Here is a 25,681-nt window from a genome sequence, read left to right as displayed (position 1 = left end):
AGAACCCCGAAATTTCGGGGTTTTTTTATATATAGCTTGATAAATTGAGTGATGTAATTCCCCCATGAGATTCATCAGCTACTGCAATACCATTTTTTATTATCAACACTTGTGGTGATTGGTGGTATACCTGAAATTTATTTGCAACTTCATTGGAAATTTCCCTGTATCTGTGCAAATCTAAAAAATACAAATCAGCCTGATTTTCCTCAAGGAAATATGAATTCCTGAAAGATCTGAGTACCATACTGCTGATACCACACGTTGTGGAGTGCTTAAATATAATCTGAGGTCTTTTGGAAGAGTTTTGTTCAATCTCATTGAGCTGATCCACAGATGTCAATGGTATCCATTTCAATTGATTCTTCTGTTCTTCAGAATTTGTGTTTTTACTACTAAATAAGTTATTAAATATTCCCATTTTTCCCTTTAAAGCTTATTATTCGATTTTTTATTATTAACATACAACCTGTCGAAATGTCTTGCAATAAAGTGATTTTTCCGACATTTTGTCTGTTTATTCTCCATGGTAAGATTGTTGTCTTATATAATTCAAAATTAAACATTAACGCGAAAACATATATACAATGAACATTAATAATTTTACTATAAAATCCCAGGAGGCCATACAACATGCACAAATAATTGCGCAGGGTATGGAGAATCCGCAAATTGAAAATGAACATATTTATAAGGCAATCGCGGAGATTGATGAGAATGTGCTCCCTTTTATCTTAAAAAAATTAAATGTCAATATATCTCTTGTAAACCAAATACTTGAGAAAGACCTGGAAAGCTTACCTAAAGTGTCTGGAGCAGAAATCTTGTTTTCTAAAGAAGCAGGTAAAACATTGAATGAAGCTACCGTTATTGCGAGAAAAATGGAGGATGAATATGTTTCCATAGAACATCTAATAGTAGCTCTTTTTAAATCTAAAAGTAAAATTTCAAGAATATTAAAAGATCAAGGTATTCAGGAAAAAGGCCTTTTGGCTGCGATAGAAGAATTACGAAAAGGAGGTAAAGTTACTTCTCAAAGTGCAGAAGAAACTTATAATTCATTGAATAAGTATGCAAGAAACCTGAATGATCTCGCCGATAAAGGTAAACTTGATCCTGTTATTGGCCGGGATGAGGAAATAAGAAGAATACTTCAAATTCTTTCAAGAAGGACCAAGAATAACCCTATGTTGGTTGGAGAACCAGGTACCGGTAAAACTGCAATAGCCGAAGGACTTGCACATAGAATTGTTCAAGGAGATATCCCAGAAAATTTAATAGATAAAGTTATTTATTCCCTCGATATGGGCGCGCTTATAGCAGGTGCAAAATACAAAGGAGAATTTGAGGAACGACTAAAAGCAGTTATTAAAGAGGTTACCAGCTCAGATGGTAATATTGTGCTCTTTATTGATGAAATACACACCCTTGTTGGTGCCGGTGGCGGACAAGGAGCAATGGATGCGGCAAATATTCTAAAACCTGCTTTGGCAAGAGGAGATTTACGCGCTATTGGTGCCACAACTTTGGATGAATATCAAAAATACTTCGAAAAAGATAAAGCACTGGAGCGCAGGTTTCAAAAAGTTATAGTAAACGAACCTGATACGGAAAGTGCCATTTCAATTTTACGTGGGATTAAAGAAAAATATGAGGCACACCATAAAGTAAGAATTATGGACGAAGCTGTTATTTCGGCGGTAGAATTATCACAACGATACATTACCAATAGATTTTTGCCCGATAAAGCCATCGACTTAATGGATGAAGCCGCGGCTAAGCTGCGAATGGAGATAAATTCCAAACCAGAAGAATTGGATGTACTGGACAGAAAGATCATGCAATTGGAAATAGAAATTGAAGCTATCAAAAGAGAAGATGATAAAGCTAAACTTAAATTACTTAATGTAGAGCTTGCTAATCTCAAGGAAGAAAGAAATGAGATTTTTGCTAAGTGGGAAAGCGAAAAAACGGTAATAGAGAATATTCAAAAAACAAAACTGGATATTGAAAATTTCAAACAGGAGGCTGAAAGAGCAGAGCGAAATGGAGATTATGGTAAAGTGGCTGAATTGCGCTATGGAAAAATAAAGGAAGCCCATGCGAAATTAGAATCACTTCAAAAGGATCTTAGCGATGAGCAGAAAAAAGGAACCCTTATCAAAGAAGAAGTAACTACCGAAGATATTGCTGAAGTTGTTGCAAAATGGACAGGTATTCCGGTGACTAAGATGTTACAAAGCGAACGTGAAAAGCTTTTGAATCTGGAAGATGTATTGCACAAACGTGTTGTCGGGCAGGATGAGGCTATTCAGGCTGTATCAGATGCTATCAGGAGAAGCAGAGCAGGTTTGCAGGATGCTAAACGACCCATCGGCTCATTCTTATTCCTAGGTACCACGGGTGTAGGAAAAACCGAACTGGCTAAAACCTTAGCAGCTTATCTGTTTGATGATGAAAATGCTCTTACCCGAATAGATATGAGCGAATATCAGGAGCGTCACTCGGTAAGCCGATTGGTAGGGGCACCTCCGGGTTACATTGGTTATGATGAAGGTGGTCAACTCACCGAAGCTGTGCGCCGCAAACCTTATTCTGTAATACTTTTAGACGAGATAGAAAAAGCACATCCGGATACATTTAATGTCCTATTACAAGTACTCGATGAAGGAAGGCTTACAGATAACAAAGGAAGAGTTGCTGATTTCAAAAATGCTATTATCATAATGACCAGCAATATGGGCAGCCATATCATTCAGGAGAAATTTGAGGCCTTAGATAATATTTATTCGGCCATGGAATCTGCCCGAATTGAGGTTATGGGGCTTCTTAGAAAAACCATTCGCCCTGAATTCCTTAACAGAATAGATGATATTATCATGTTTACTCCCCTTAATAAGGAGGATATTACGCAGATTGTTAAACTACAATTGGAGCAACTCAAAAAAATGCTTGAAAAACAACATATCACTATTGATGCAACTGATGAAGCCATTGCCTACCTCTCCCAACGTGGTTATGACCCTCAATATGGGGCCAGGCCTATAAAAAGAGTAATCCAGAAAGAGGTGTTAAACAACCTCTCAAAAGAATTACTCGGGGGTAAAGTTAAGGCGGATAGTATTGTACTAATAGATTCTTTTGATGACGGTTTGGTGTTTAGAAATCAAAATGAGTTAGTCAATTAATCAAGATAATAATTGAAAAATGTACCCTTCCGATTTACATCGTCAAAGGGTACATTTTTTTTATGAATTAAAATACCATACAGTATATAGATTTTTTATCTTCGTATAAAATTGAAGATCTATGCCTACCAAAGCTGAGAGAACCACTGCATACATTATTGAAACCGTAGCCCCTATCTTCAATAAGCACGGCTATGTGGGAACCAGTATGAACGACCTTACTGAAGCAACAGGTCTCACAAAGGGAGCGTTATACGGTAATTTTGAAAATAAAGAGGCCCTTGCCCTTGCCGCTTTTGAATATAACAGCACACGACTGCTTAAGGCAATTGATGACAAGTTGAATACCGAAGGTACAGCTCTGGAAAAATTATTTTGCCTTACCGATTTTTATCGCAATTATGAGACTTTCACAGCAAGTATGGGAGGTTGTCCCGTTTTAAATGTAGGAGTAGATGCCAAATATAATAATGCGCCTCTAAAGGCAGCAGCCAATGAAACAATACGCACTATTGAAGGGAAAATTGCCTTGATTCTGGAAAATGGAGTAAAGAATAATGAGTTGAAACTACCTGTTACGCCTTTACAATTTGCAAAACAATTATACACTATGATTCAAGGAGCTATAGCTATGGCAACAATTACTGGTGACAGAAAATATCTTATTAATACAATTGCGTACCTTGATGTTCTAGTTAAAAAAGAAATCAAAAAATAGTTATTTACTTACCTTTAACTCTATAAATCCAGGTTTTACCAGTATAACGCCCACCATATTTAGAATCCCTGGCTTTTCTTGCTTCTTCCATTGAATCATACCTTTTTAAATACACGTAGTTATATTTATTCTTCGCCCTGTAGAATGATTTAGGTTGCAACCCTTCGTCAGACAACTTCTTGACAAAAGCTTCGAAGTATTTTTTAGTGCCAAAGACATTAGCTATTAAATAATAGCCGGGTTCTAAGCCCTCCTCAGACTCTACTTCCTCGTATACTTCACCTTTTTTCAATACTATTACTTCTTCTGCAGCTTTTTCTCTTTCAAGTGCCTTATTAATAGAATCTTGTTCTTTCTTTTCCTTGAGTTTCATAACCTCTGCCAATTCCTCAGCCTGTTTGACGGCATTCAACGAGTCTGCCCTCCTTTTCTCCTGTTGCGCTTTTATAACAGCAATTGCGGCGGCCTCTTTAGCTATTCTGATGGAGTCCTTTCTTTTCTTTTCAACCTGTTCTTGAGCCTTTGCCAATTCAATTTGTTGATTTACAACTGCTATTGAGTCCATTCTTTTCTTTTCTGCCTGTTCTCCGGCTTTTGCCAATTCAATTTGTTCGTTTACAGTTGCAATTGAATCCTTACGTTTCTGATTCTGCAGTTCTTCCAGTGCTAATAAATCTGCTGCCTTGACGGCCGCAATAGAATCTTGCTTTCTTTGGGCTTCCAACAATGCTAATTCTTCGTTTATCTGTTGCTGCTCTGTATCCAAAATATCTTCCTCCTCAATTTCAAAGACTTGCTCCCCAAAACTAAAGGCAGTTACAATTTCAAAACTGGGATCCTCAGCTTTTACATCTTCACTGGTACCAAATTCAACCAAAGCACCAAGAGACAGTTTTTTAAAGAAGCGCCCCCCTATTCCTGTAGAAATACCGTAAAAATTATTATATCCAAGTTGGGCCCAGAATTTTGGCGTAGAAAAAAATGTGCTAAATCCTATTTGATTGTCAAAATCGGGTAAACGCTTATAGTAAAGAGTTGGTCTTATATAAGAGGTGGAAGAATCACCAAAAATAGTTATTGGGAAATCATAACTTGCCAGGCCCATATAAATTAAACCTGAAGCACTTGCATTGCCTTCATTGGTCGTAAGGTTTCGATCCATCAAATTTTCCATAGCGATTCCAAAACTAAAGGCATTCAACTGAAGTTTAACGGCGGGTGCAATTTGAAGAATAAAGTTGCTTTTTTCTTCAAATATTGGTAAACCTGGATCCATAATAAACTCCTCGGCCAGTTTTCGTTGGAAACCAATGACATTGACACCCAGTGTTAATTGGGTTGTGGTATTCAACTCAAAGTTATAAGCATAATTTAACAGTCCCCCTCGATTTACAAAAACGCCTGTATTGTGCTGAATGAATCCACCTCCAATTCCAGATTGCTCGTTTAACTTGCGAGAATAGTTTAAAAATAAGGTTGTAGGGTTACCATCCAGGGTCTGCCATTGCCATCTGGTCCATAATGCCACAGATTGTGGATTATTTCTATCCAACAAAAACACCGGACTTAATAAACTACTATTAAATTCAGTAAGGTTATGCTGCCTGAAGTCATAAGGTAATTCCGGCTCCTGAGATTTCACCGAAAACAGAGTCAAAACCAAACCTAGAAACAGGATTTTATTCAACATAACTATAGAAAAAACAAAGGATTAACATACTAATATTGCCGAAATACAGTTAAATTAGAACACTTATTATACTTATACAAACAATCTAGCATGAAAACAATTAAACTTCTAATCTTTGCCTTTTTATTCACAGGCATTATCTCCTGCAAAGATGATCAAAAATTATCAGATTCTTATGTTAAGCCCGCTGTATCTACCTATTATTTCATAAGACATGCAGAAAAGATCAGAAGTAATTCAGAAGACATTGATCCTGAACTAAGTCAAAAAGGTCTTGGAAGGGCTATGCACTGGGCAGAAATATTGAATGATGTTGAACTTGATGCGATTTATTCCACAGATTTCGAGAGAACAACAATGACAGCTGCACCAACTTCTGTTAAGCAGGAAATTACTGTTCAGTATTATGATCCTTCTAATATTGATATCGAACAATTTAAGATAGATAATTTAGGGAAAAATGTCTTGGTGGTGGGGCATAGTAATTCTACCCCTGAATTTGTAAATAAGATGCTGGGCGAAAATAAATATGCCGCAATGGATGATTATGACAATGGTAGTCTTTTTATTATACAGATAACTGGTAAGAATGTATCTGCCAATCGTTTACATTTCAATTGCAATTGTCCGGATTAACTTCAATATCTTCCAAAAGAATTGTTGATAGAAGTTCTAATTCTTTGGTTTTGAAAAGTGCTTCCAGCTCATACACAGAAATTTTGGCTGCAGCTTTATAATTATTATAATCAACAAACCGAATACCATTAATTATCCTTTCATTAAACGCTTCACGAAATCTCGTTCCTCCACCATTCACATTAAATTCATATGCTAAGTAATCTGGCTTAAATGTCTCTTTATTAAACCAATATATATAAATATCATCAAAATCTTCGCCTCCATCTTCTTCATCAAAAGTAACCTCCACCTTATAGTATAGCTTATCCCCTATTTGAGTTTCACCAAGAAGCTTTTTATTCACCGCCGGGTCATTTAAGCCATATGGAAGATAAGCGAAATAATGAACAGAATTTATTGAATTTGAATATTTGGTGGCCATTGAGTCTGCTACAATTACGACATTGCCATTTATGAATCGTTGAAAACTATTGTGTTTAAGAATATCCAAAATGGTAGTCGAATCATTATTAATAATTCGCTTTAATATCTTCTTTCCTGTACTATTTTCTAATTCATACCTAACATCACGTAAAGCGAAGGATATATTACACGTTCTATACAGATTACCACCAGAGACTTCTATGGATTTGTCTATAATATCCTGGACGGCAATATTATCTGAATTCTTATTCCTGCACCCAATTGTTATAAAGAAGATAATTATGATTGTAAATCTCAACATAGAAAAGTTTTTACAGTAATCGTAAAAGTCTTGTTTTCTTTACACTTTTCATAAAAATAAATTCGATTTCCAATATATAGTACTCTGGTATTTGTTCTTACTTTTGCTGCTTATGCAGAAAGCCATAAATATAAAAAACAAAAAAGCTCGTTTTGAATATGAATTCCTGGATACCTATATAGCCGGAATTGTACTTTCAGGAACCGAAATAAAATCTATCCGACTAGGTAAAGCTTCCATCACAGAAAGTTTTTGTGAGTTCAATGAATTGGGAGAACTATTTGTCATAAATATGCAAGTTGATGAATATTCACACGCGACCCATTTTAACCACAGACCTAAAGCTGCCCGTAAGCTTCTGTTAAAAAAGCAAGAATTAAAGAAACTGCAGAAAGAAGTTAAAAATACAGGACTTACTATTATTCCCTTAAATCTTTTTATAAATGACAAGGGATTGGCTAAACTTAAAATTGTTCTGGCAAAAGGAAAAAAAATATATGACAAACGGGAAAGCATTAAGGATAGGGACAATAAAAGAAATCTGGATCGTCTTAGAAAGAGTTTTAATAACTAAACTCCCTATTATTTATTAAGCCGGACAAGAATTAATCAATTTTTATCTTCTAAAAGTGGAACGAATCGAAAGGAACCAAATTCCTGCCGTTCAAATTCCTTCTCTGATTTTCTAATTATACGCGTCATGATCTGATCATCTAAACCAACGGGGATTACCAATTTACCTCCAATTTTTAATTGAGATAGCAAAGCATTAGGTATTTCAGGAGCCCCGGCAGTTACTATAATGCCATCAAAAGGTTCCTCCTCGGGAAGACCCTTATATCCATCTCCAAAAATAATTTTTTTGGGTCTGTATCCCATTTTCTTAAAAAACCGAGAGGTTTTTTTGAATAATTCTAATTGTCGTTCAATGGTGAATACCTTGGCTTTCAATTGTAGAAGCACCGCGGTCTGATAACCACTCCCTGTTCCAATTTCTAATATTTTATCCCCTGGATTTATTTCTAATAATTCCGTTTGGAAGGCCACAGTGTATGGTTGTGAGATGGTTTGATCTGCTGCAATCGGAAAAGCTTTATCCTGGTAGGCGTGATCTTCAAAACTACTATCCATAAATAAATGTCTTGGAACCGCTCTGATAGCTTCTAAAACATTTTTATTTTTTATATTCTTGGCAGCAATAATGTCTACAAGTTTATTGCGCATTCCCTTATGTTTGAAAGTATCTTTCAATAGTTTGGTTTTGTGTTGCTAAAATTAGAAAATCAAATTGGAAATAGGTGTATTTTCCAAGTGATACATTGGCATAATTTAGAATTAATCTCCTTATTTTTGAAAAAACATAAACTTATGCTCAAAGTTGGCGTATTAGGTGCAGGACATTTAGGTAAAATTCATTTGCGCCTTCTTAGTGAATCCAGTGAATATGATCTAATTGGATTTTTTGACCCGGATGCCGAGAACGCCGAAAAGGTTGCGGCAGAATTTGGATATTCTTATTTTGAAAATATAGATTCCCTAATGGACGCGGTAGACGTAGTAGATATTGTCACTCCCACTTTATCGCATTACGAGTGTGCGAAGAAAGCCATGGAAAAAGGAAAACACGTTTTTATCGAAAAACCCATTACCAACACTTTGAAGGAAGCAGAGGAACTTCTGATAATTGAGGATGTGAATCAGGTTAAAGGGCAAGTGGGGCATGTAGAACGTTTTAATCCCGCTTTTGGAGCGGTTAAAAATAATATTAAGGACCCTATGTTTATTGAAACTCACCGGCTAGCAGAATTCAACCCCAGGGGGACTGATGTTCCGGTGGTATTAGATTTAATGATTCACGATATAGACGTAATTCTTAGTGTAGTCAACTCCGAAGTAAAAAGAATTAATGCCAGTGGCGTATCTGTAATTAGTAAATCCCCAGATATTGCTAATGCCAGAATTGAATTCGAAAATGGATGCGTTGCTAATCTCACTGCCAGTAGAATCTCGTTAAAAAACATGAGAAAATCAAGGTTTTTTCAGCGAGACGCATATATATCTGTAGATTTCCTAGAAAAACAAGTGGAAGTTGTTAAAATGAAAGACGCTTCTGAAAAACCCGGAGAATTTGATATGGTACTTCAGAACGCGGAAGGAGATAAAAAACAGATTTATTTTGAAAACCCCGAAATTCTAAATAATAATGCAATCCAAGATGAACTTGAAACCTTTGCAATGGCTATAAATAATGATACCACTCCAGTGGTAACTTTAAAACAGGGAACTCAGGCATTGGATGTAGCTTTACAGGTAATAACGTCTTTCAAAAACTAATGGGTTTAGAGTAAAAAGTGCATTAAGTAATTTTCACTTATTAATCAGCATAAAATGATAACAACAATTGCAGTAATAGGAGCAGGTACAATGGGTAATGGAATTGCACATGTATTTGCACAAAATGGTTATAAAGTTCACTTAGTTGACATCTCGCAGGAGTCTCTCGACAAAGGGACATTAACAATTTCCAATAATCTGGATAGGATGCTGTTAAAGAATGTCATTAGTAAAAATGAAAAGACAAATACATTAGAGAATATTACTACATATACCTCATTAAAGGAAGGGGTAAATGGAGTTGGGCTGGTAATTGAAGCTGCAACAGAAAATGTAGAATTAAAATTATCCATTTTTAAAGAACTCGACAGCCATTGCGACGAAAATACGATTCTGGCGACTAATACATCTTCCATTTCAATAACCCAAATTGCAGCAGTTACCGAAAGAGCAGACAAAGTAATTGGAATGCACTTTATGAATCCAGTGCCCATAATGAAATTGGTAGAGATTATTAGAGGTTATAATACAAGCGATCGGGTTACTAAAACGATAATGGAGATTTCTGAAAAATTAGGTAAAACAGCCACAGAAGTAAATGATTATCCGGGATTTGTATCAAACAGAATCCTAATGCCGATGATAAATGAGGCGATTGAAACACTTTACAACAATGTGGCGGGTGTATCAGAAATTGATACGGTAATGAAATTAGGTATGGCACATCCTATGGGGCCGCTACAATTAGCAGACTTCATTGGACTTGACATATGCCTTTCAATTTTGAATGTTATGTATAACGGGTTTAAAAATCCTAAATACGCTCCATGTCCACTTCTTGTGAATATGGTAATGGCCGGTAAAACCGGAGTTAAATCCGGAGAAGGGTTTTACGACTATTCAAAATCACGCAAGGCAGAAAAAGTAGCTATTCAATTTGCCCAATAATTCTATGGCAGTTATTAAACCATTTAAAGCAATACGACCGGCAAAGGATAAAGTGTCATTCGTTTCTTCCCGTTCTTACGAGGAATATTCAAAAAAAGAACTAGAATGCGTCTTAAACTACAATCCATTTTCCTTTTTACATATTATTAATCCAGGAAACAGGTTTAATAAAAAAGTCTCCGGCGAGGAGCGTTTTAAACTTGTACATAACCGTTATTTGGAGTTTCTAGAAGACCAAATTCTTTTAAAAGACGATCAGGAAAGCTTTTATGTATATAAAATAGAAAAGGATAATTTTGGTTGCTGTGGAATTATTTGTGCAACCAGTACTGAAGATTACAGGAATTCTGTAATTAAAAAACACGAAAACACACTGGAACACAGGGAAAAATTATTTGCGAATTATCTCCAGTTAGTTCAGTTCAAAGCAGAACCGGTTTTGATGATTTACCCCGATTCCGGGGAAATAACGAATATAGTTGATAAGGAGACTTCAAATAATCCGGAATGTCATTTTACAACACCCGATAACATAACACATACTCTTTGGAAAATTTCAGCCGAAAGTACTTTAAAACAATTGCAGAATGAATTTGGCAAAGTAAATTCCTTGTATATAGCTGATGGCCATCATAGAAGCGCATCTTCGAACCTGTTATCTCTTATATCGCAAAAGAAAAACCCAGGTCATACCGGTAAAGAACCTTATAATTTCATTATGAGTTACTTAATTCCCGAATCAGAGATTAAAATCTTTGAATTTAACAGGATGGTTCGAGATCTAAACGGGCTTACAACTGAGGAGTTTTTGGTAAAACTCGATGAATTATTTAGGATAAAGAATCATGGCAATCAATTGTACAGACCAAATAAAAAGCATCATTTTAGCATGTATTTAAACGGGTCATTTTATTCATTATACCTAAGGAAAAGTGTTTATAAATTTACCGATGCCCTAAGTAAACTCGATACCCAGATTTTATACAAGACCATTCTTGAACCTATCCTAGAAATAAAAGATTTAAGAAATGACAAACGAATCCAATATGGTTATGGGAAACGCAATGTCCTTAAGATGAAAGATGAAATTGACAGTGGGAATTTTGCCGTAGGTTTTGGTCTGGTTCCTTTAGATGTTGAAGAGATAAAGGCGATTGCTGATGCAGGATTGGTTATGCCCCCAAAAAGCACATACATTGAACCAAAACTCAGAAGTGCCCTCGCCATATTCGATTTAGGCATATCAGAAAGTTAAATATTCAACTTAATGCCTCTACTGTTAGCAGATATATAAAAAGCGTAGAGCGGTCATGTAAAGCATCTCATTGACTAATTTCAAATTAAAACTAAGTGTCCATAAAAAAAAATCTACTTAAAATTCTTGATGAGCTTCCCACAGAGATAAGCCTGGTTGCTGTATCGAAAACAAAAACCAATGAAGAAATAATGAAGGCCTATAAAGCTGGCCAGCATATTTTTGGGGAAAACAAAATTCAGGAAATGGTTCTTAAATGGAGTGAATTACCCAAAGATATTGAATGGCACATGATAGGGCATGTACAAACAAATAAGGTAAAATACATGGCGGAGTTTGTATCATTAATTCATGGTGTGGATAGTCTAAAACTTCTAAAGGAGATAAACAAACAAGCCATTAAACATAATCGTAAGATTAACTGCTTACTTCAGGTTCATATTGCTCAGGAGCAATCAAAATTTGGGCTTAATGAAACAGAGTTATTTGAATTAATAGGTACAGATGAGTTTGGAAATCTCAAAAATGTGACTGTAAAGGGATTAATGGGTATGGCCACTTTTACCGATAATGAAGAACAAATACGTAAGGAGTTTTCATATTTAAATTCAGTCTACTCAAAATTAAAAAATAGAATACCCGATGTAAATGTACTATCAATGGGTATGAGTGGGGATTATAAAATTGCAATTCAGCACGGCAGTACAATGGTACGCATAGGAAGTAGTATCTTTGGTAATAGAAATAACTAATGTAATTTAGGTTTACCACAATTTTGTTATAAAACAGTACATGTACGCCATACTTGACATAGAAACTACGGGAGGAAAATATAATGAAGAAGGGATCACCGAAATTGCCATTCATAAATTTGACGGACATAAGGTTGTAGACAAATTCATTAGTCTTGTTAATCCAGAAAAGGAAATTCAGCCCTTTGTAGTTAATCTCACGGGAATTAATAACAAAATGTTGCGTACTGCTCCTAAATTTCATGAAGTGGCAAAACGCATTGTTGAAATAACACAAGATACGGTCATTGTGGCTCACAATGCCCAATTTGATTATAGAATCTTGCGAACAGAATTTCGTAGGCTAGGATTTGATTTTGAGAGGAAAACCCTGTGCACTGTAGATTTGTCAAAAAGGTTGATCCCGGATGCAAAATCGCACAGCCTGGGCAAACTGGTTCGCTCATTAGGTATTCCAGTAAGTGACCGACATAGGGCGAACGGTGATGCGCTGGCTACTTTAAAATTATTTAAACTTTTACTTACTAAAGACAGTGATAAGTCCATAATCAAAGAAATTGTGCGTGAAGAGTCTCTGGGAGAACTCTCACAAAGGCAGCTGGATATTGTGGCAAGTATGCCAACAGAGGTCGGCGTATATTATATGCACAATAAAGATGGTGATATAATTTTGCTAGGCAAAAGTAACAATATCAAAAAACGTGTTAACCGTCACTTTTTAAAAAGTGGGGACTTGGCCAGACAAATTCAAAAGGAGACCAAAAAGGTTAGCTATGAAAAAACCGGCAATGAATTAATAGCATTGCTAAAAGAAAATGAAGAACTCATTAAGAATAAACCCAAATATAATATACAGGGTAAACAAATTATGTCCTCAAATAAAAAACATCTTGTACAAATAAATGGTTATGATATATTATCAAATAATTTAATAATTGTTGACAAGGGCAGGGAAATTGGTGAACGCAGTGCTATATTAATCAAGAATGGGGAGTTTAGTGGTTTAGGTTTCTATAACCTTAATTATCAAATTAATAATATTCATATCTTGGAAACGATTATTACCCCTATGAATAGCTCACGGTATGCCAGAAAAATTATTGAATCATACTTAAGAGAAAAAAAAGTACTTGAGATTATTGAATTGAAAAATAACCCGTGACAGAATACAAACGAAAAAAAGGCTGGAAATATAAGCTTCACGAAATAATTTATGGCACTCATACGCCCGCCGGTAAGCTATTTGATATAGTCCTGCTAATAGTAATTGTATATAGTGTTATTATTGTCATGCTGGAGAGTATCCCCAGAATAGACATGAAATACCATTCATTTCTAAATGTTTCTGAATGGGTAGTTACAATACTATTTACTATAGAATACATACTTCGTCTTATATGTATAAAAAAGCCAACAAGGTATGTTTTTAGTTTTTTTGGTATGGTTGACCTTCTTTCCACTATTCCAAAATACTTGTCCTATTTCATAGGCGGTTCCCAGTATATTACAGCCTTTAGGGCTTTACGCCTATTGCGTGTCTTTAGAATTCTTAAACTGGTTAGATTTGTTGGGGAGTCTAATAATTTATTGAGGGCATTAAGGGCCAGTAGAACCAAGATCTTTGTTTTTGTATTCTTTGTTTTAGTAATCTCCGTATTGCTTGGTACCATTATGTATTTAGTAGAAGGCCCTGAGCATGGGTTTAACAGTATCCCGCACAGTGTATATTGGACAATTGTTACCTTAACAACTGTTGGCTATGGGGATATTTCTCCGGAGACCGGACTGGGACAAATTATCGCTACCTTTATTATGATTATTGGTTATGGTATTATCGCTGTTCCAACGGGTATTGTATCAGCTGAATATACTACAATGAGCAAGGAAGCTAAGGAGGCCGATATGGGGCGGAGTTGTGATTCCTGTGGCACTGAAATTCTAAGAAAGGATGCTGATTTTTGCAGAAGCTGTGGTCATAAATTAGGCGATGACTAATGCCAGGTAAATATCTTATTACAATTGTAGGGCCCACAGCAATTGGGAAAACAAAACTAGCTATAGACCTTGCAAAATATTTCAAGACAGAGATCATCTCCGCGGACTCCAGACAATTTTACAAGGAAATGTCAATAGGAACTGCGGTTCCTTCAAGAAATGAACTAGAGTCTGTACCACATCATTTTATTCAACATAAGAGTATCCGGGAAATATACAATGTAGGCGATTTTGAAAAGGATGCCCTGAATGTTCTAGATAACCTCTTTAAGAAATACGATATTACTATCATGGTGGGTGGCAGCGGCTTATATGTTGATGCGGTTAATTATGGTTTAGACGCTTTCCCCGGGGTTGATAAGGAAATAAGAACCAAATTAAATTCTATTCATAAGCAGGAAGGAATCGAAGTTTTACAAAATCAACTTAAAGAATTGGACCCAAAATATTACGATAAAGTGGATATTCAAAATCCTCATAGAATCATTCGTGCTCTGGAAATTTGCCTTGGTACTCGTAAGACCTATTCTTCTTTTATAAATAAAAAAAAACCACCCCGACCATTCAATTCAATCATGGTAGGTCTTTCGATGGAAAGAAGCATTCTTTATGATAAAATAAATGAACGGGTGGATACCATGATTGAAAACGGACTCATAGAGGAAGCCAGATCATTATATAAACACAAACATTTAAATGCTTTACAAACTGTAGGTTACACAGAGCTTTTTAACTCTTTTGATGGAATATGGGACCTGGATTTTGCAATTTCAGAAATAAAAAAAAATACACGTCGATTTGCAAAAAGGCAATTGACATGGTTTGGAAAAAATAAGGATATTATTTGGGTAGATGTCTCTACTCCATTTGAGGAGGTACTGGACCAAATTATACATTTAAAAAAGTCCACGTAAAATGATAAAGACGGATCCAAAAATTTACTTTATTATGGGGGTTTCAGGTTGTGGTAAATCTACTATTGGGAGTTTATTGGCAAAAGAACTCAAAATACCTTTCTATGATGGAGATGACTATCATTCTAAAACCAATGTTAAAAAAATGGCCTCCGGACAGCCGTTAACCGACGAAGATAGAATAGGCTGGCTATTAAAATTAAATGAATTAGCCCTTAACAAGCGTGAAGAGGGTGCAATTATAGGTTGTTCGGCATTAAAGGAAGCCTACAGGCAAATATTGGATGCTAATCTTCAGGAAAATGCAAGGTGGATCTACCTAAGTGGTTCTTTTGAAGATATAATGAACCGCTTGAACCAAAGAAAAGGTCATTTTATGCCAGCTGAACTTCTTAAGTCCCAGTTTGAAACCCTGGAGATACCTCAAAAAGCCATAAAGGTTTCAATAAATATGCCTCCTGACGAAATAGTTAACCGAATCCTAGGGTTAATATAGTCTTAATAAAAAAGGCATCCACCATGGGATGCCTAATTATCTTAAACTTTTATATTTTATTGTGTTTTCACTACAAGCCTGAAACCTTCGCCATGAATATTCAAAATCTCAACTACGTCATCTCTTTTAAGATACTTACGCAATTTGGCTATATAAACATCCATACTTCTTGATGTAAAATAGTTGTCATCGCGCCAGATCTTAGTCAATGCTAACTCCCTGGGCATAAGGTCATTCTCATGCAAAGCCAGTAGCCTTAATAATTCATTTTCCTTCGGCGAGAGTTTTATTGGCTCTTCATCCTTGTATTTAAGAAACCTTAGTTTAGAATTTAAATGAAAGTTTCCAATGTTAAATTCAAATTGTTTGCTATCAGCCAAGGTATTAGAGGCCTTTCTTTGAAGAATAGCCCTTAATTTCATCAGCAAAACTTCAGAATCAAATGGTTTGTTTAAATAATCGTCGGCGCCTGCTTTATAACCTTTTAGAACGTCTTCTTTCATAGTTTTAGCTGTAAGAAAAACGATGGGAACGTTCTCATTCTTCTCCCGAATTTCCCTTGCCAGTGTAAACCCATCCTTATAAGGCATCATCACATCCAATATACAGACGTCATAATTGTCTTTTTTAAACTTCTCAAAACCTTCCATTCCGTTTTTTGCTAAAGTAACATCAAAATCGTTCATGGATAGGTAGTCCTTTAACACGATTCCAAAGTTAGGATCGTCTTCGACTAAAAGTATTTTTTTGTTTGCTGTTTCCATAAATTTCTAAATTAATGGTAGTTTAATATAGAAGCTACTTCCTTTATCTTTTTCACTTTCTGCATAAACTTCCCCTTGGTGATCTTCTACAATTTTTTTTACATAAGCCAATCCCAGCCCATGTCCTTTAACATTATGTATATCTCCGGTGTGTTCTCTATAAAATTTTTCAAATACTTTTTTCAACACCCATTTACTCATTCCTGCACCCTGATCTTGTATCTTAATGACAATATAATTATTGGCAATCTCCGTAAAAACATCAATTTTGGGTGCCTCTGGTGAATATTTCACAGCATTATCCAAAATGTTTACAATCACATTTCCAAAATGCATCTCATTTGCCAACACTTCTGATCTTGCAGCATCTAAATTGGTGTGAATATATCCTCCCCTATCCATTACAATAAGCTGAACATGGGTAATGGCTTTTTTAATAATGTCGTGAACATCTACCCTGTCCTTACTTATATCTAATTGGTTTTTTTCAAGTTTGGAGATCCTAAGTACATTTTCAACCTGAGCATGCATTCTTTTATTCTCTTCCTTTATCATTTGCAAATACCGTTGTACCTTTTCCTGATCTCCAATAATTTTTGGATTTCTGATCGCTTCAACCGCCAAGTTTATTGTAGCAATGGGTGTTTTAAACTCATGTGTCATATTATTGATAAAATCTGACTTTATTTCTGAGATCTGCTTTTGTTTTATTAACTGATAAATTGCTCCCGAATATGCCACAACTATAATAAGTGTGAAAACCAAAGATAAAATCGCCATTCCCAGAATCGATCGAAGTAAAAACTTTTTCTTTTTAGGAAAAGATAACAAGAGCGTAAAATTGCTCAATCCTTCACTGTTCTTGAAAAATGGAGCTTTATAAACCGTTGTTCCTCCTAATTTGAATCTTTTAGACTTTACTTTAGTAGGTAGACCCTTGCTATAGACACCATATTCATATTCAATATCCATACCGCGATTTTCCAATTCACGGTCCAGTAATAATTCTATCTCTTGTATTGAAACGCGTTTATGAATAGGAACCTTTTCTGCATATTCCCTATAGACATCGTCAAAAATTGCCTTGTCTATGGATGATAAGCCCCCTACTTTCTCCAATTTTTGTATAGGATTTAGTTTATAGCTTTTACCATCCAGTCCAAAATCCTCTTTATAAACTGTTTTAGTGCGCTTACTAGTATAATTTCTTATTGTTGTGGTATCGTTACCATTGCTATTGTCAAAGAACGTAGATGCAATATTATAATCCTCTTCCAAAATTCCATGCGAGTAAAATAGAATCTCGTTAGAATTTAAATCGCGATCAATAAAAAATATGTTACTCAAATGGGAGCTCTTAAACTCTCCTACACTATCCTTAAGATTTAAAAATCTCTCAGAATAGTCGTCCATTTCACGGTCTTCAATTTTGTCCGTTACTTTATTAAGAACTTCAGCAACTGCATTTGAAAATTGTTCTTCTTTATCTTCAACAGAACTTTTTATCCAATACAATTGTACAGAGATAATCCCAATAAGAGAGAGGCTCATTAAAATGACCAGGCTAACAAATAATCTCTTATTCATCGATTTGGTAAATTTAAAAATTTAACATTTAGTGTATCGCCTGTTTAACCTAACCTTAACAAAAATGTTAAAAAAGCTGTTAGACCACTATTTTAGTAAGTTGGCGATGAATCTGTTCAACTTGTAATTTGGTCTGATCTAAGTCTATATTTTCGATAATATAATCAGATAAAGGAATCTTTTTAGAATCGTCCCATTGATTCTTCATTCGCGCCAATATCTCTTCCTTTGAACCATTATCTCTTGCTATAATTCTTTCTAAACGAACCTCTTTTGGGGCCTTTACAAGTATTATCTTATCAAAATTACTATAGGAACTGTTTTCAAAAAGTATTGCTGCCTCCTGGATTACATATGGAGTTTTTTTCTTTTTTAACCACCCAATAAAATCGTTTCTAACGGCTGGATGAACAATTGCATTAAGCTTCTCAAGTAATTGCTTATCACTAAAAATCTTATCAGCTATGTATTTTTTGTTTAACCTTTCCAATACATATGAATCTTTTCCTAAAAGATCGATAACGGCAGTTCTAATCTCTTTAGAATTTTTCATTAGTTTTTTGGCTCTCAAATCAGAATTATAAACAGGGACACCCAATTCTTTAAAAAGTTTAGCTACTGTTGTTTTTCCACTGCCAATTCCACCGGTTAATCCTATAATCTTCATTGACGTTTCAAGATAAATTCCACTTCATTCTTCATTAGTTGAACACTGTAAACATCTTTGGGTTTTTCAATAAGGCTTACTTGAAGATTTTGATTATCACCTCTTTGCTCCTGAAAATTAGCCACAACTTTAAAGTCTACAGGACTAATATCTTTTAATCGATCAATTTTGGCTTTACAAAGTACCGGAATTGTGTTGGGAAAAGTTTTTATCTGAGTTCCCTCCGGGAGATTAATAACCTCAACTGGAATTTCTATTAACTTCTCAGAGAATCTAAAAACATTCCCTGAGATTCTTACCTTTTTTGCGGAAAGCACCGAATTCTTTAGCTCTTCGGGCAAAACCAAATCAACTACTATGGAAAAATCCTCAGTAATTTCATTGAGTTCAATCTCCGATGTTGAAACTGAATTTACTAAATCCAACTCCTTTATTGGTCCTGATATTGAAATTAGTGAAGGCTCTATACTTAATTTGCCGTCTACAAGATAATTCTGGGCAGGGTTTAAGATAATATTGGGAGAGATGGGAACGTTTTTTAATTCAACCTGGTAAAAATCCAAAAACAGCGTATCCCTATCTACTTCTAAAAGGGTTATAGAACCAGATAATTGACTCTCTATCTGTTTCCTGAAATCAAGTTGGGTAACGAAAAATTTTGATTGGTTATTAGCCATACTAGACAGATCAATCTCAATTTTTTTACTCTTATAATTAAAACCCAAGAACTGAAACCCGCTGGCTCTAAGTCTTACATCAAGATTTTTCAAAGAGTCATCAGCCAAAAGGAGACTGTCAGGTACGTTTATATACTCCAGGTCAAAAGATGTACGGTCAACATAGGTCTCAGATAATCTGCTTACAAGCCAGGCCAGGAAAGAGCACAAAAGGAAGATTAAAAATATATTTATCTTTCTTTTATCACTACTCCTTTTGACTTCTTTCTGCTCCATTAAATTTATTTAAAAAACAATTCGGGAAAAAGTTCCTCTGGTTTTCTTTTGCTAAAATTAACTAAGATTACTGATTTTAGAAAACCATAGCCATAACCAAGAAACTGAATCATAACAGCAATAATAGCCAAAAAGGCAACTACAAGGTTTTTATTCTTTATTAAAGCATCTAAAAAAATAAACGCAAAATACGCAACATAAAGTATAATGGGCCATAGATATCTTCCCGACTCAATGAATAGCATTATTAGAGAAATTATAAGCCCAATACAGAAAAGGGAAGGAAACCAATAAAAGATTCTGGAAGAACCTGGATGCCAGCTATTAAGAATTGGACGTACCATACCAAACTTTTTAACCTGTATAAAGAATTTATTGAAACTTATTCTTCGCTTATGGTAAACAAAAGCCTCACTAATTAATTTGGTTTCATACCCTTTTTCCCATAAACGCATACTTAGGTCCGGGTCCTCACCCGGATGTATATTTCCAAAGCCTCCCGAGTCTTCAAAAGCCTTTTTGGAAATCCCCATATTAAAACTTCTGGGCTGAAATTTATCGACAGTTTTATTATTTCCTCTGATACCTCCTGTGGTAAAGATAGAAGTCATGGCATAATTTATCGCCTTTTGAACATTTGAGAATGACTGATGTGCGGCATCAGGGCCACCAAAACAATCTACGTACTTGTTGTTTAAGCTAACTGCTACCTTTTCGAGATAATCGACAGGAATTACGCAATCTGAATCCAATATTATAAAATAATTCCCTTTAGCCCGCTGCATACCGAAATTTCTGGAATGCCCAGGACCAGTATTCTCTTTGAAAAGATAAGTAATATTTAATGTTCCTTTATAATCTTCAATTACAGTTTTAGAGGTGGTAACAGAGCCGTCTTCAACTATGACTATTTCATATGATTTATTATAGGACTGATGCAATAGACTCTCCAGCAGTTCGCGAATTTCATCGGGTCTGTTAAATACAGGAATGATTAAAGAAAAAGAAAGATCCATAAAAGTCTTGGAATTAGTTAGGAAACCACATCAGAACGAAGATATCATAAAGCCAAGGCAAATTAGTGTAGGGAACCAATTAGTTATTTTTTTGTTGAAGGATGCAATTATTTAAAATGGACCTCACCAATCTAAATTTACTAACCTGATTATTAAAGAAATATCTTTTGTTTTCATTAGTCTAAACAAAAGTAATTAATCCATATTAAATCTAATGCCAAAAAAAACCTCGCTACTTTCAAGCAAGGTTAATTTTGCAGCAATATACAGACACATATTATAATTAAGAAACTTCTTCTAAAACTTCTCCAGGTTTTAAGACTCTATATGATTCTAACTCAGAAACTTCGAAATTTTCAATAAAATCATAACTCTCAAAATTTTCAGATCTTACAAGATTCACGAACAATCTTGCCGACTTGGAGAAGGCTTCATTATTTTGACTATTCAATACCAAAAGATAGCCCATAATTATATTACCCGCCATCTCTACTAATCGCCTTGAATGAAAATCCAATAATTCATTATTATCAATTTCTATTACCCTATTCGTAATGGATTCGTAGGCTTCGGTCATTTTATGAAGTTTTGTTCTGATTTCACAGTTTTTATCAGAAACTTGAGCGTCATAATACTTGATTTGTTCTAAATAAACTCCAGTCGTTACCCCCTTAATAGCTGCTATGGCTTGCATTTGAGTAGTCCCTTCATAAATTGAAGTAATTCTTGCATCTCTATAAATACGTTCTATTGGAAAATCTTTCATAAATCCAGTTCCTCCATGAATTTGAAGCGAGTCATAAGCTATGGCATTGCACGCCTCACTTGAAGTAAGTTTAATCAAAGGTGTAAACACATTAGCCAACTTCATATAATGTTTCATTTCCATACGCTCTTCTTTCTCTAAGCGTCTTTCCTTCATTACTTCTTCATAAGCTTTTGTTATATCTACAAACAAGGTAGTTTCATACAATAATGAACGTAAGGCATCTATCTTAACTTTCATATTTGTAATCATTTCATATACAGCCGGAAACTTTAGAATTATCTTTCCAAATTGTGCTCTTTCTTCTGCATATTTTAAAGCTTCGCGATAGGCAGCATCGGCTATACCAACAGATTGTGCTCCTACACCCAAACGCGCAGAATTCATTAAGGCCATCACGTATTTTATTAACCCGAAACGTTCTTTTCCTACCAATTCTACTGGTGCATCCTTAAATACTAATTCACAAGTTGGCGATCCCTTGATTCCTAATTTCTTCTCTAAGTGCCTTACTTGAACTGCATGGTCGTTTCTATCGTAAATAAACATTGATAATCCACGTGCATCAGTTGTATTAGCTTCCGATCTGGCAAGAACTAAAGAAATATCCGCATCGCCATTTGTGATAAACCGTTTTACCCCATTTAACTTCCAAGTATTATCCTTTTCATCGAAAGTAGCTTTCAATTTTACGGATTGTAAATCTGATCCAGCATCTGGTTCTGTTAAGACCATGGCTGCAGTTGCTCCATCCCTATTAAATCGTGGTAAATATTTATCTTTTTGTTCTTCTGAACCAAATTCATAAATAGTTTCGGCGCAATCTTGTAATCCCCAAATGTTTGCAAATCCTGCATCCGCTCTAGCTACCATTTCAGCTGCCATAACATAGGGTATCATGGGAAAGTTTAAACCATCATATTTTCTAGGCAAAGCCATTCCGATCAACCCTGCATTATAAAGTGCTTTGTAATCTTCCGTTGTTCCCTTTGCATAAATCACTTCATTGTTCTCAATATGAGGTCCTTCTAAATCTACCGATTCTGCATTTAAGGCAATTGTATTCGCACAAATCTCACCAACAATATCCAATACTTTCTCATAATTATCTAGAGCATCTTCATGGTTTAATGGTGCATAATCATAAATTTCAGATTCTGTGAAATTCTTTTCCTTAAGTGCCACAATTTTTTGAAAAAGAGGATGCCCTAAATGAAATTTAAAATCGGGTGTATCGTTAAAAAAATTATCCATTTTTACTTTTTTTGGTTTTGGGTTATTGAATAACTCTATTTTTAAAACGCTTACTTAGCATTTGCTTTATAAAATTTAATCATCTTAGGGATTACAACTCCTAAATCTCCTTGAATCACAAAATCTGCAAGACTATTAATTGGTGCTTCAGGGTCGCTATTGATAGAAATAATCATTGAAGCATCTTGCATTCCTGCTGTATGTTGAATTGCTCCAGAAATACCCGCAGCTATGTATAGTTTTGGTCTTACGGTTGTTCCTGTTTGACCTATCTGACGATTATGGTCTATAAACCCTGCATCGACAGCAGCTCTAGACCCTCCTACTTCACCACCCAATAAATCGGCCAATTCTTCAAGGTGTTCAAAATTTTCCCTGGAACCAACACCATAACCACCTGCTACAATTATTGGAGCTTCTTTAAGATTTACATCTGATTCTTCGATATGTCGTTCTATAATTTTTACAACAAAATCTTCATCGCTTACAATTGAGTTTACATCTACTTCAACAATTTCTGATTTATAATTTTCATCAAAAATCTCTTTTTTCATTACACCTTCCCTCACAGTTGCCATTTGTGGATGTTGATCCCAGTTGATAATATTTGCCATAATACTACCTCCAAAAGCTGGTCTTATCGCATAGAGTAAATCTTTATATTCTTTCTTTTCTTTTTTCACAAAATGATCTCCAATATCCAATATAGTAGTATCGGCAGTTAAACCACAATTTAAGGCTGATGCTAATCGTGGAGCTAAATCCCTACCTACAGATGTTGCACCGAATAACACTATTTGAGGTTCTTCCTGTTTTAAAACATCAGTTGCAATAGCTGAGTGTGGTAAGGTTCTATAAGGCTCTAATCTTTTATCGTCTGCCACAAATATTTTATCTACACCATATTGGGAAATCTGACCTTCAATTCCACCTAACTGACTGCCAAAAACCATTGCTTCAAGAGGAGCACCTAGTTTTGTAGCTAGTTTTTTCCCGGTTGATAATAATTCCTGGCTTATTTCTGCAACTTTATGATTTTCAACTTCGCAATAAACAAATACGCTTTTCATTTTAATTTATTTAGTGGTGATCATCCAATTATATGGTGGTCAATTAACTCCTTAATCATATTTTCTATATCCAAATCCGAATCTGATAATACTTTTGCTTCATTCGCCGTTAAAACTATACTTTCAACACTCTTAACTTTTGTCGGTGAACCTGATAATCCGATTTTGGTAACATCTGCATCAATATCTTCTACCCCCCACTCCGGTATAGTTAAATATGGTCTTTTAGAATGTAATGCTTTTACGAACTCATCATTTTTACGAATTTCGGAGTTAGTTCTAGCATATTTGTATTGCATTACTCGTTTTGCTTCTTTAGATCTACATGCAGGAGAGGCACCATGTACGGTCATTAAGCATGGAAGTGGTGAGGAAACGGTTTCAACCCCTTTTGATAATCGTCGTTTTGCAATAACCTCATCATTTGTAATTGAAATAATTTCTTCTACATAAGTTACTTGGGGGACTCCTAGTTTCTCTGCACATTGCGGGCCAACTTGAGCAGTATCACCATCTATTGCTTGCCTTCCTCCCATTATGATATCGTATGAAGGCAATTTTTGAATTGCTCTAACAAGCGTATAACTTGTTGCCAAAGTATCTGCGCCTCCGAAACGCTTATCTGAGATCATTATTCCATTATCTGCGCCTCTATATAAACTATCTCTAATAATATCAGCTGCTCGTCTAGGACCCATAGTCATAACAGTAACTTCGCTTCCAGGGATACGGTCTTTTAAATTAAGTGCTAATTCCAAAGCATGCAAATCATCAGGGTTGAATACGGTATCTAACTTTCCTCTATTTACAGTACCATCTGGCTTCATTGCATCCGGACCAACATTTCTTGTGTCTGGCACTTGCTTAATAAGCACAACTATTTTGAGTGGTCTCATAAGTGTTATTTGAATTATCTGATGAATATTTCCAAAAATAATACATCTCTTTCGTCAAAAAGGTGACATAACTCATACTTGGGAAAAAATGGCACAAAAAAAGGAGGTCTTATGAAGACCTCCTTTTGTATATATAGTTAAAAGTCAATTTCTATTTCTTACGCTCTTTCTTCACAGTCTCTGCTACTGTTACTTCTGGAGCATTGTTTTTCATGAAATCATCCATTATAGCGGTGCTTATACCCATATTAGAGAAACCTCCATCGTGGAATAAATTCTGTAGTGTTACTTTTTTAGTTAGGTCTGAGAACATGGTCACAATATAATCTGCACATTCTGATGCCGTTGCATTACCAAGTGGAGACATTTTTTCTGCAAAAGCCAAAAAACCATCAAAACCTTTAACGCCACTACCTGCTGTTGTAGGTGTTGGCGACTGGGAAATCGTGTTAACTCTAACTTTTTTATCTCTACCGAAAAAATACCCGAAACTACGCGCTACAGATTCCAAATAGGCTTTATTATCAGCCATATCATTATAATCCGGAAATACCCGTTGTGCTGCCATATACGTCAAGGCAAGTATGCTTCCCCATTCCCTGACAGCATCTTTATTATAAAGCACACTCATTGTTCTATGAAATGATAATGCAGAAACATCCCAACCCGTTTTTGTGAAATTATAATCCTGATGTGTATATGGGTTACCTCTTCTAACATTTACCGACATTCCAATAGAGTGTAATACAAAATCTAGTTTTCCGCCTAAAATTTCCATTGATTTATCAACTAGGTTTTCAAGATCCATCATCGATGTAGCATCTGCAGGAATGATTTCAGAATTGGTTTTTTCAGCAAGTTCAGAAATAGTTCCCATTCTTAAAGCAATTGGTGCATTAGTTAGTACAAACGTACCGCCTTCTTCATGAATGCGCTCAGCAGTTTTCCAAGCAATTGAATTTGCATCTAGTGCACCGAAAATAATTCCTTTTTTACCTTTTAATAAATTATAAGCCATATTCCAGTTCTGTTAGTTTGATTATGAGGTCAAAGAT

25 protein-coding genes are annotated in these 25,681 nt (G+C 35.2%); 12 read left to right on the top strand and 13 right to left on the bottom strand.

Going from position 1 to position 25,681, the window contains the following annotated elements; translation table 11 throughout:
* Positions 1-25: 25 nt before the first annotated feature.
* Positions 26-421, bottom strand: a complete 396-nt coding sequence (gene ytxJ / locus ABJH90_RS01200; RefSeq protein ID WP_348141744.1) for a bacillithiol system redox-active protein YtxJ — start codon at positions 419-421, stop codon at positions 26-28.
* 166 nt (positions 422-587) lie between these two features.
* On the opposite strand from ytxJ, the gene clpB reads away from it, so the two are divergent.
* Positions 588-3,188, top strand: coding sequence for an ATP-dependent chaperone ClpB (gene clpB, locus ABJH90_RS01195; RefSeq protein ID WP_348141743.1), 2,601 nt, complete (start codon positions 588-590; stop codon positions 3,186-3,188).
* A gap of 121 nt (positions 3,189-3,309) precedes the next feature.
* Positions 3,310-3,906 (top strand): TetR/AcrR family transcriptional regulator, encoded by a 597-nt coding sequence (locus ABJH90_RS01190; protein WP_348141742.1) that lies wholly within the window; start codon positions 3,310-3,312, stop codon positions 3,904-3,906.
* Positions 3,907-3,910: 4 nt separating this feature from the next.
* Here ABJH90_RS01190 and ABJH90_RS01185 read toward each other — a convergent pair whose 3' ends face one another.
* The gene (locus ABJH90_RS01185; protein WP_348141741.1) at positions 3,911-5,596 is read right to left on the bottom strand and encodes a PorP/SprF family type IX secretion system membrane protein; all 1,686 of its coding nucleotides are present in this window, start codon (positions 5,594-5,596) and stop codon (positions 3,911-3,913) included.
* 90 nt (positions 5,597-5,686) lie between these two features.
* On the opposite strand from ABJH90_RS01185, the gene ABJH90_RS01180 reads away from it, so the two are divergent.
* Positions 5,687-6,232, top strand: a complete 546-nt coding sequence (locus ABJH90_RS01180) for a phosphoglycerate mutase family protein (protein ID WP_348141740.1) — start codon at positions 5,687-5,689, stop codon at positions 6,230-6,232.
* Here ABJH90_RS01180 and ABJH90_RS01175 read toward each other — a convergent pair.
* Positions 6,210-6,959, bottom strand: coding sequence for a DUF6503 family protein (locus tag ABJH90_RS01175; protein ID WP_348141739.1), 750 nt, complete (start codon positions 6,957-6,959; stop codon positions 6,210-6,212). The genes ABJH90_RS01180 and ABJH90_RS01175 overlap by 23 nt on opposite strands.
* A 112-nt stretch (positions 6,960-7,071) precedes the next feature.
* Between ABJH90_RS01175 and smpB the strand changes: the two genes are divergently transcribed.
* A complete protein-coding gene (smpB, locus tag ABJH90_RS01170) occupies positions 7,072-7,533 on the top strand; it encodes an SsrA-binding protein SmpB (RefSeq protein ID WP_348141738.1) in 462 nt (153 codons plus the stop codon).
* Positions 7,534-7,568: 35 nt separating this feature from the next.
* On the opposite strand, the gene ABJH90_RS01165 is transcribed toward smpB, so the two are convergent.
* Positions 7,569-8,210, bottom strand: coding sequence for a protein-L-isoaspartate(D-aspartate) O-methyltransferase (locus tag ABJH90_RS01165; RefSeq protein ID WP_348141737.1), 642 nt, complete (start codon positions 8,208-8,210; stop codon positions 7,569-7,571).
* A 117-nt stretch (positions 8,211-8,327) separates the two neighbouring features.
* Here ABJH90_RS01165 and ABJH90_RS01160 point away from each other — a divergent pair, with 117 nt between their 5' ends.
* From ABJH90_RS01160 to ABJH90_RS01125, 8 genes are all read left to right on the top strand, one after another.
* Positions 8,328-9,293 (top strand): Gfo/Idh/MocA family oxidoreductase, encoded by a 966-nt coding sequence (locus ABJH90_RS01160; protein WP_348142775.1) that lies wholly within the window; start codon positions 8,328-8,330, stop codon positions 9,291-9,293.
* A gap of 57 nt (positions 9,294-9,350) precedes the next feature.
* Entirely contained in the window at positions 9,351-10,241 is an 891-nt protein-coding gene (locus ABJH90_RS01155) for a 3-hydroxyacyl-CoA dehydrogenase NAD-binding domain-containing protein (RefSeq protein WP_348142772.1), read from the top strand.
* A 4-nt stretch (positions 10,242-10,245) separates the two neighbouring features.
* Positions 10,246-11,496 carry a DUF1015 domain-containing protein gene (locus ABJH90_RS01150; protein ID WP_348141736.1) on the top strand — a complete coding sequence of 417 codons (1,251 nt, stop codon included), beginning with the start codon at positions 10,246-10,248 and terminating at the stop codon, positions 11,494-11,496.
* Between the two features lie 95 nt (positions 11,497-11,591).
* A complete protein-coding gene (locus ABJH90_RS01145; protein ID WP_348141735.1) occupies positions 11,592-12,248 on the top strand; it encodes a YggS family pyridoxal phosphate-dependent enzyme in 657 nt (218 codons plus the stop codon).
* Positions 12,249-12,288: 40 nt separating this feature from the next.
* Positions 12,289-13,410, top strand: a complete 1,122-nt coding sequence (locus ABJH90_RS01140; protein ID WP_348141734.1) for an exonuclease domain-containing protein — start codon at positions 12,289-12,291, stop codon at positions 13,408-13,410.
* Positions 13,407-14,243: an ion transporter gene (locus ABJH90_RS01135; protein WP_348141733.1), complete on the top strand. Its 837-nt coding sequence runs from the start codon at positions 13,407-13,409 to the stop codon at positions 14,241-14,243. Before ABJH90_RS01140 ends, ABJH90_RS01135 begins: the two co-directional genes overlap by 4 nt.
* Positions 14,243-15,157: a tRNA (adenosine(37)-N6)-dimethylallyltransferase MiaA gene (miaA, locus tag ABJH90_RS01130; RefSeq protein WP_348141732.1), complete on the top strand. Its 915-nt coding sequence runs from the start codon at positions 14,243-14,245 to the stop codon at positions 15,155-15,157. The genes ABJH90_RS01135 and miaA overlap by 1 nt, the downstream gene beginning before the upstream one ends.
* A 1-nt stretch (position 15,158) precedes the next feature.
* Positions 15,159-15,653, top strand: a complete 495-nt coding sequence (locus tag ABJH90_RS01125) for a gluconokinase (protein ID WP_348141731.1) — start codon at positions 15,159-15,161, stop codon at positions 15,651-15,653.
* A 56-nt stretch (positions 15,654-15,709) separates the two neighbouring features.
* Here ABJH90_RS01125 and ABJH90_RS01120 read toward each other — a convergent pair whose 3' ends face one another.
* The 9 genes from ABJH90_RS01120 to ABJH90_RS01080 all read right to left on the bottom strand — a co-directional run bounded on the left by ABJH90_RS01120 (position 15,710) and on the right by ABJH90_RS01080 (position 25,644).
* Complete coding sequence (locus ABJH90_RS01120) at positions 15,710-16,417, bottom strand: response regulator transcription factor (RefSeq protein ID WP_299163102.1); 708 nt, start codon at positions 16,415-16,417, stop codon at positions 15,710-15,712.
* A 6-nt stretch (positions 16,418-16,423) separates the two neighbouring features.
* Positions 16,424-18,004 (bottom strand): HAMP domain-containing sensor histidine kinase, encoded by a 1,581-nt coding sequence (locus ABJH90_RS01115; RefSeq protein ID WP_348141730.1) that lies wholly within the window; start codon positions 18,002-18,004, stop codon positions 16,424-16,426.
* A gap of 79 nt (positions 18,005-18,083) precedes the next feature.
* A complete protein-coding gene (gene coaE / locus ABJH90_RS01110; RefSeq protein WP_348141729.1) occupies positions 18,084-18,671 on the bottom strand; it encodes a dephospho-CoA kinase in 588 nt (195 codons plus the stop codon).
* Positions 18,668-19,624: a YbbR-like domain-containing protein gene (locus ABJH90_RS01105; RefSeq protein ID WP_348141728.1), complete on the bottom strand. Its 957-nt coding sequence runs from the start codon at positions 19,622-19,624 to the stop codon at positions 18,668-18,670. The genes coaE and ABJH90_RS01105 overlap by 4 nt, the downstream gene beginning before the upstream one ends.
* 5 nt (positions 19,625-19,629) lie before the next feature.
* Positions 19,630-20,640 carry a glycosyltransferase gene (locus ABJH90_RS01100; protein ID WP_348141727.1) on the bottom strand — a complete coding sequence of 337 codons (1,011 nt, stop codon included), beginning with the start codon at positions 20,638-20,640 and terminating at the stop codon, positions 19,630-19,632.
* Positions 20,641-20,923: 283 nt separating this feature from the next.
* Entirely contained in the window at positions 20,924-22,660 is a 1,737-nt protein-coding gene (locus ABJH90_RS01095; protein ID WP_348141726.1) for an acyl-CoA dehydrogenase family protein, read from the bottom strand.
* A 50-nt stretch (positions 22,661-22,710) separates the two neighbouring features.
* Positions 22,711-23,730, bottom strand: coding sequence for an electron transfer flavoprotein subunit alpha/FixB family protein (locus ABJH90_RS01090; RefSeq protein WP_348141725.1), 1,020 nt, complete (start codon positions 23,728-23,730; stop codon positions 22,711-22,713).
* Positions 23,731-23,750: 20 nt separating this feature from the next.
* Positions 23,751-24,626, bottom strand: a complete 876-nt coding sequence (locus ABJH90_RS01085) for an electron transfer flavoprotein subunit beta/FixA family protein (protein WP_348141724.1) — start codon at positions 24,624-24,626, stop codon at positions 23,751-23,753.
* Positions 24,627-24,777: 151 nt separating this feature from the next.
* Complete coding sequence (locus tag ABJH90_RS01080) at positions 24,778-25,644, bottom strand: SDR family oxidoreductase (protein WP_348141723.1); 867 nt, start codon at positions 25,642-25,644, stop codon at positions 24,778-24,780.
* Between the last annotated feature and the right edge of the window lie 37 nt (positions 25,645-25,681).

It is taken from the genome of Eudoraea sp. (genome assembly GCF_039969275.1).
Taxonomy (GTDB): domain Bacteria; phylum Bacteroidota; class Bacteroidia; order Flavobacteriales; family Flavobacteriaceae; genus Eudoraea.
This window is presented reverse-complemented; position numbering and strand designations above follow the sequence as displayed.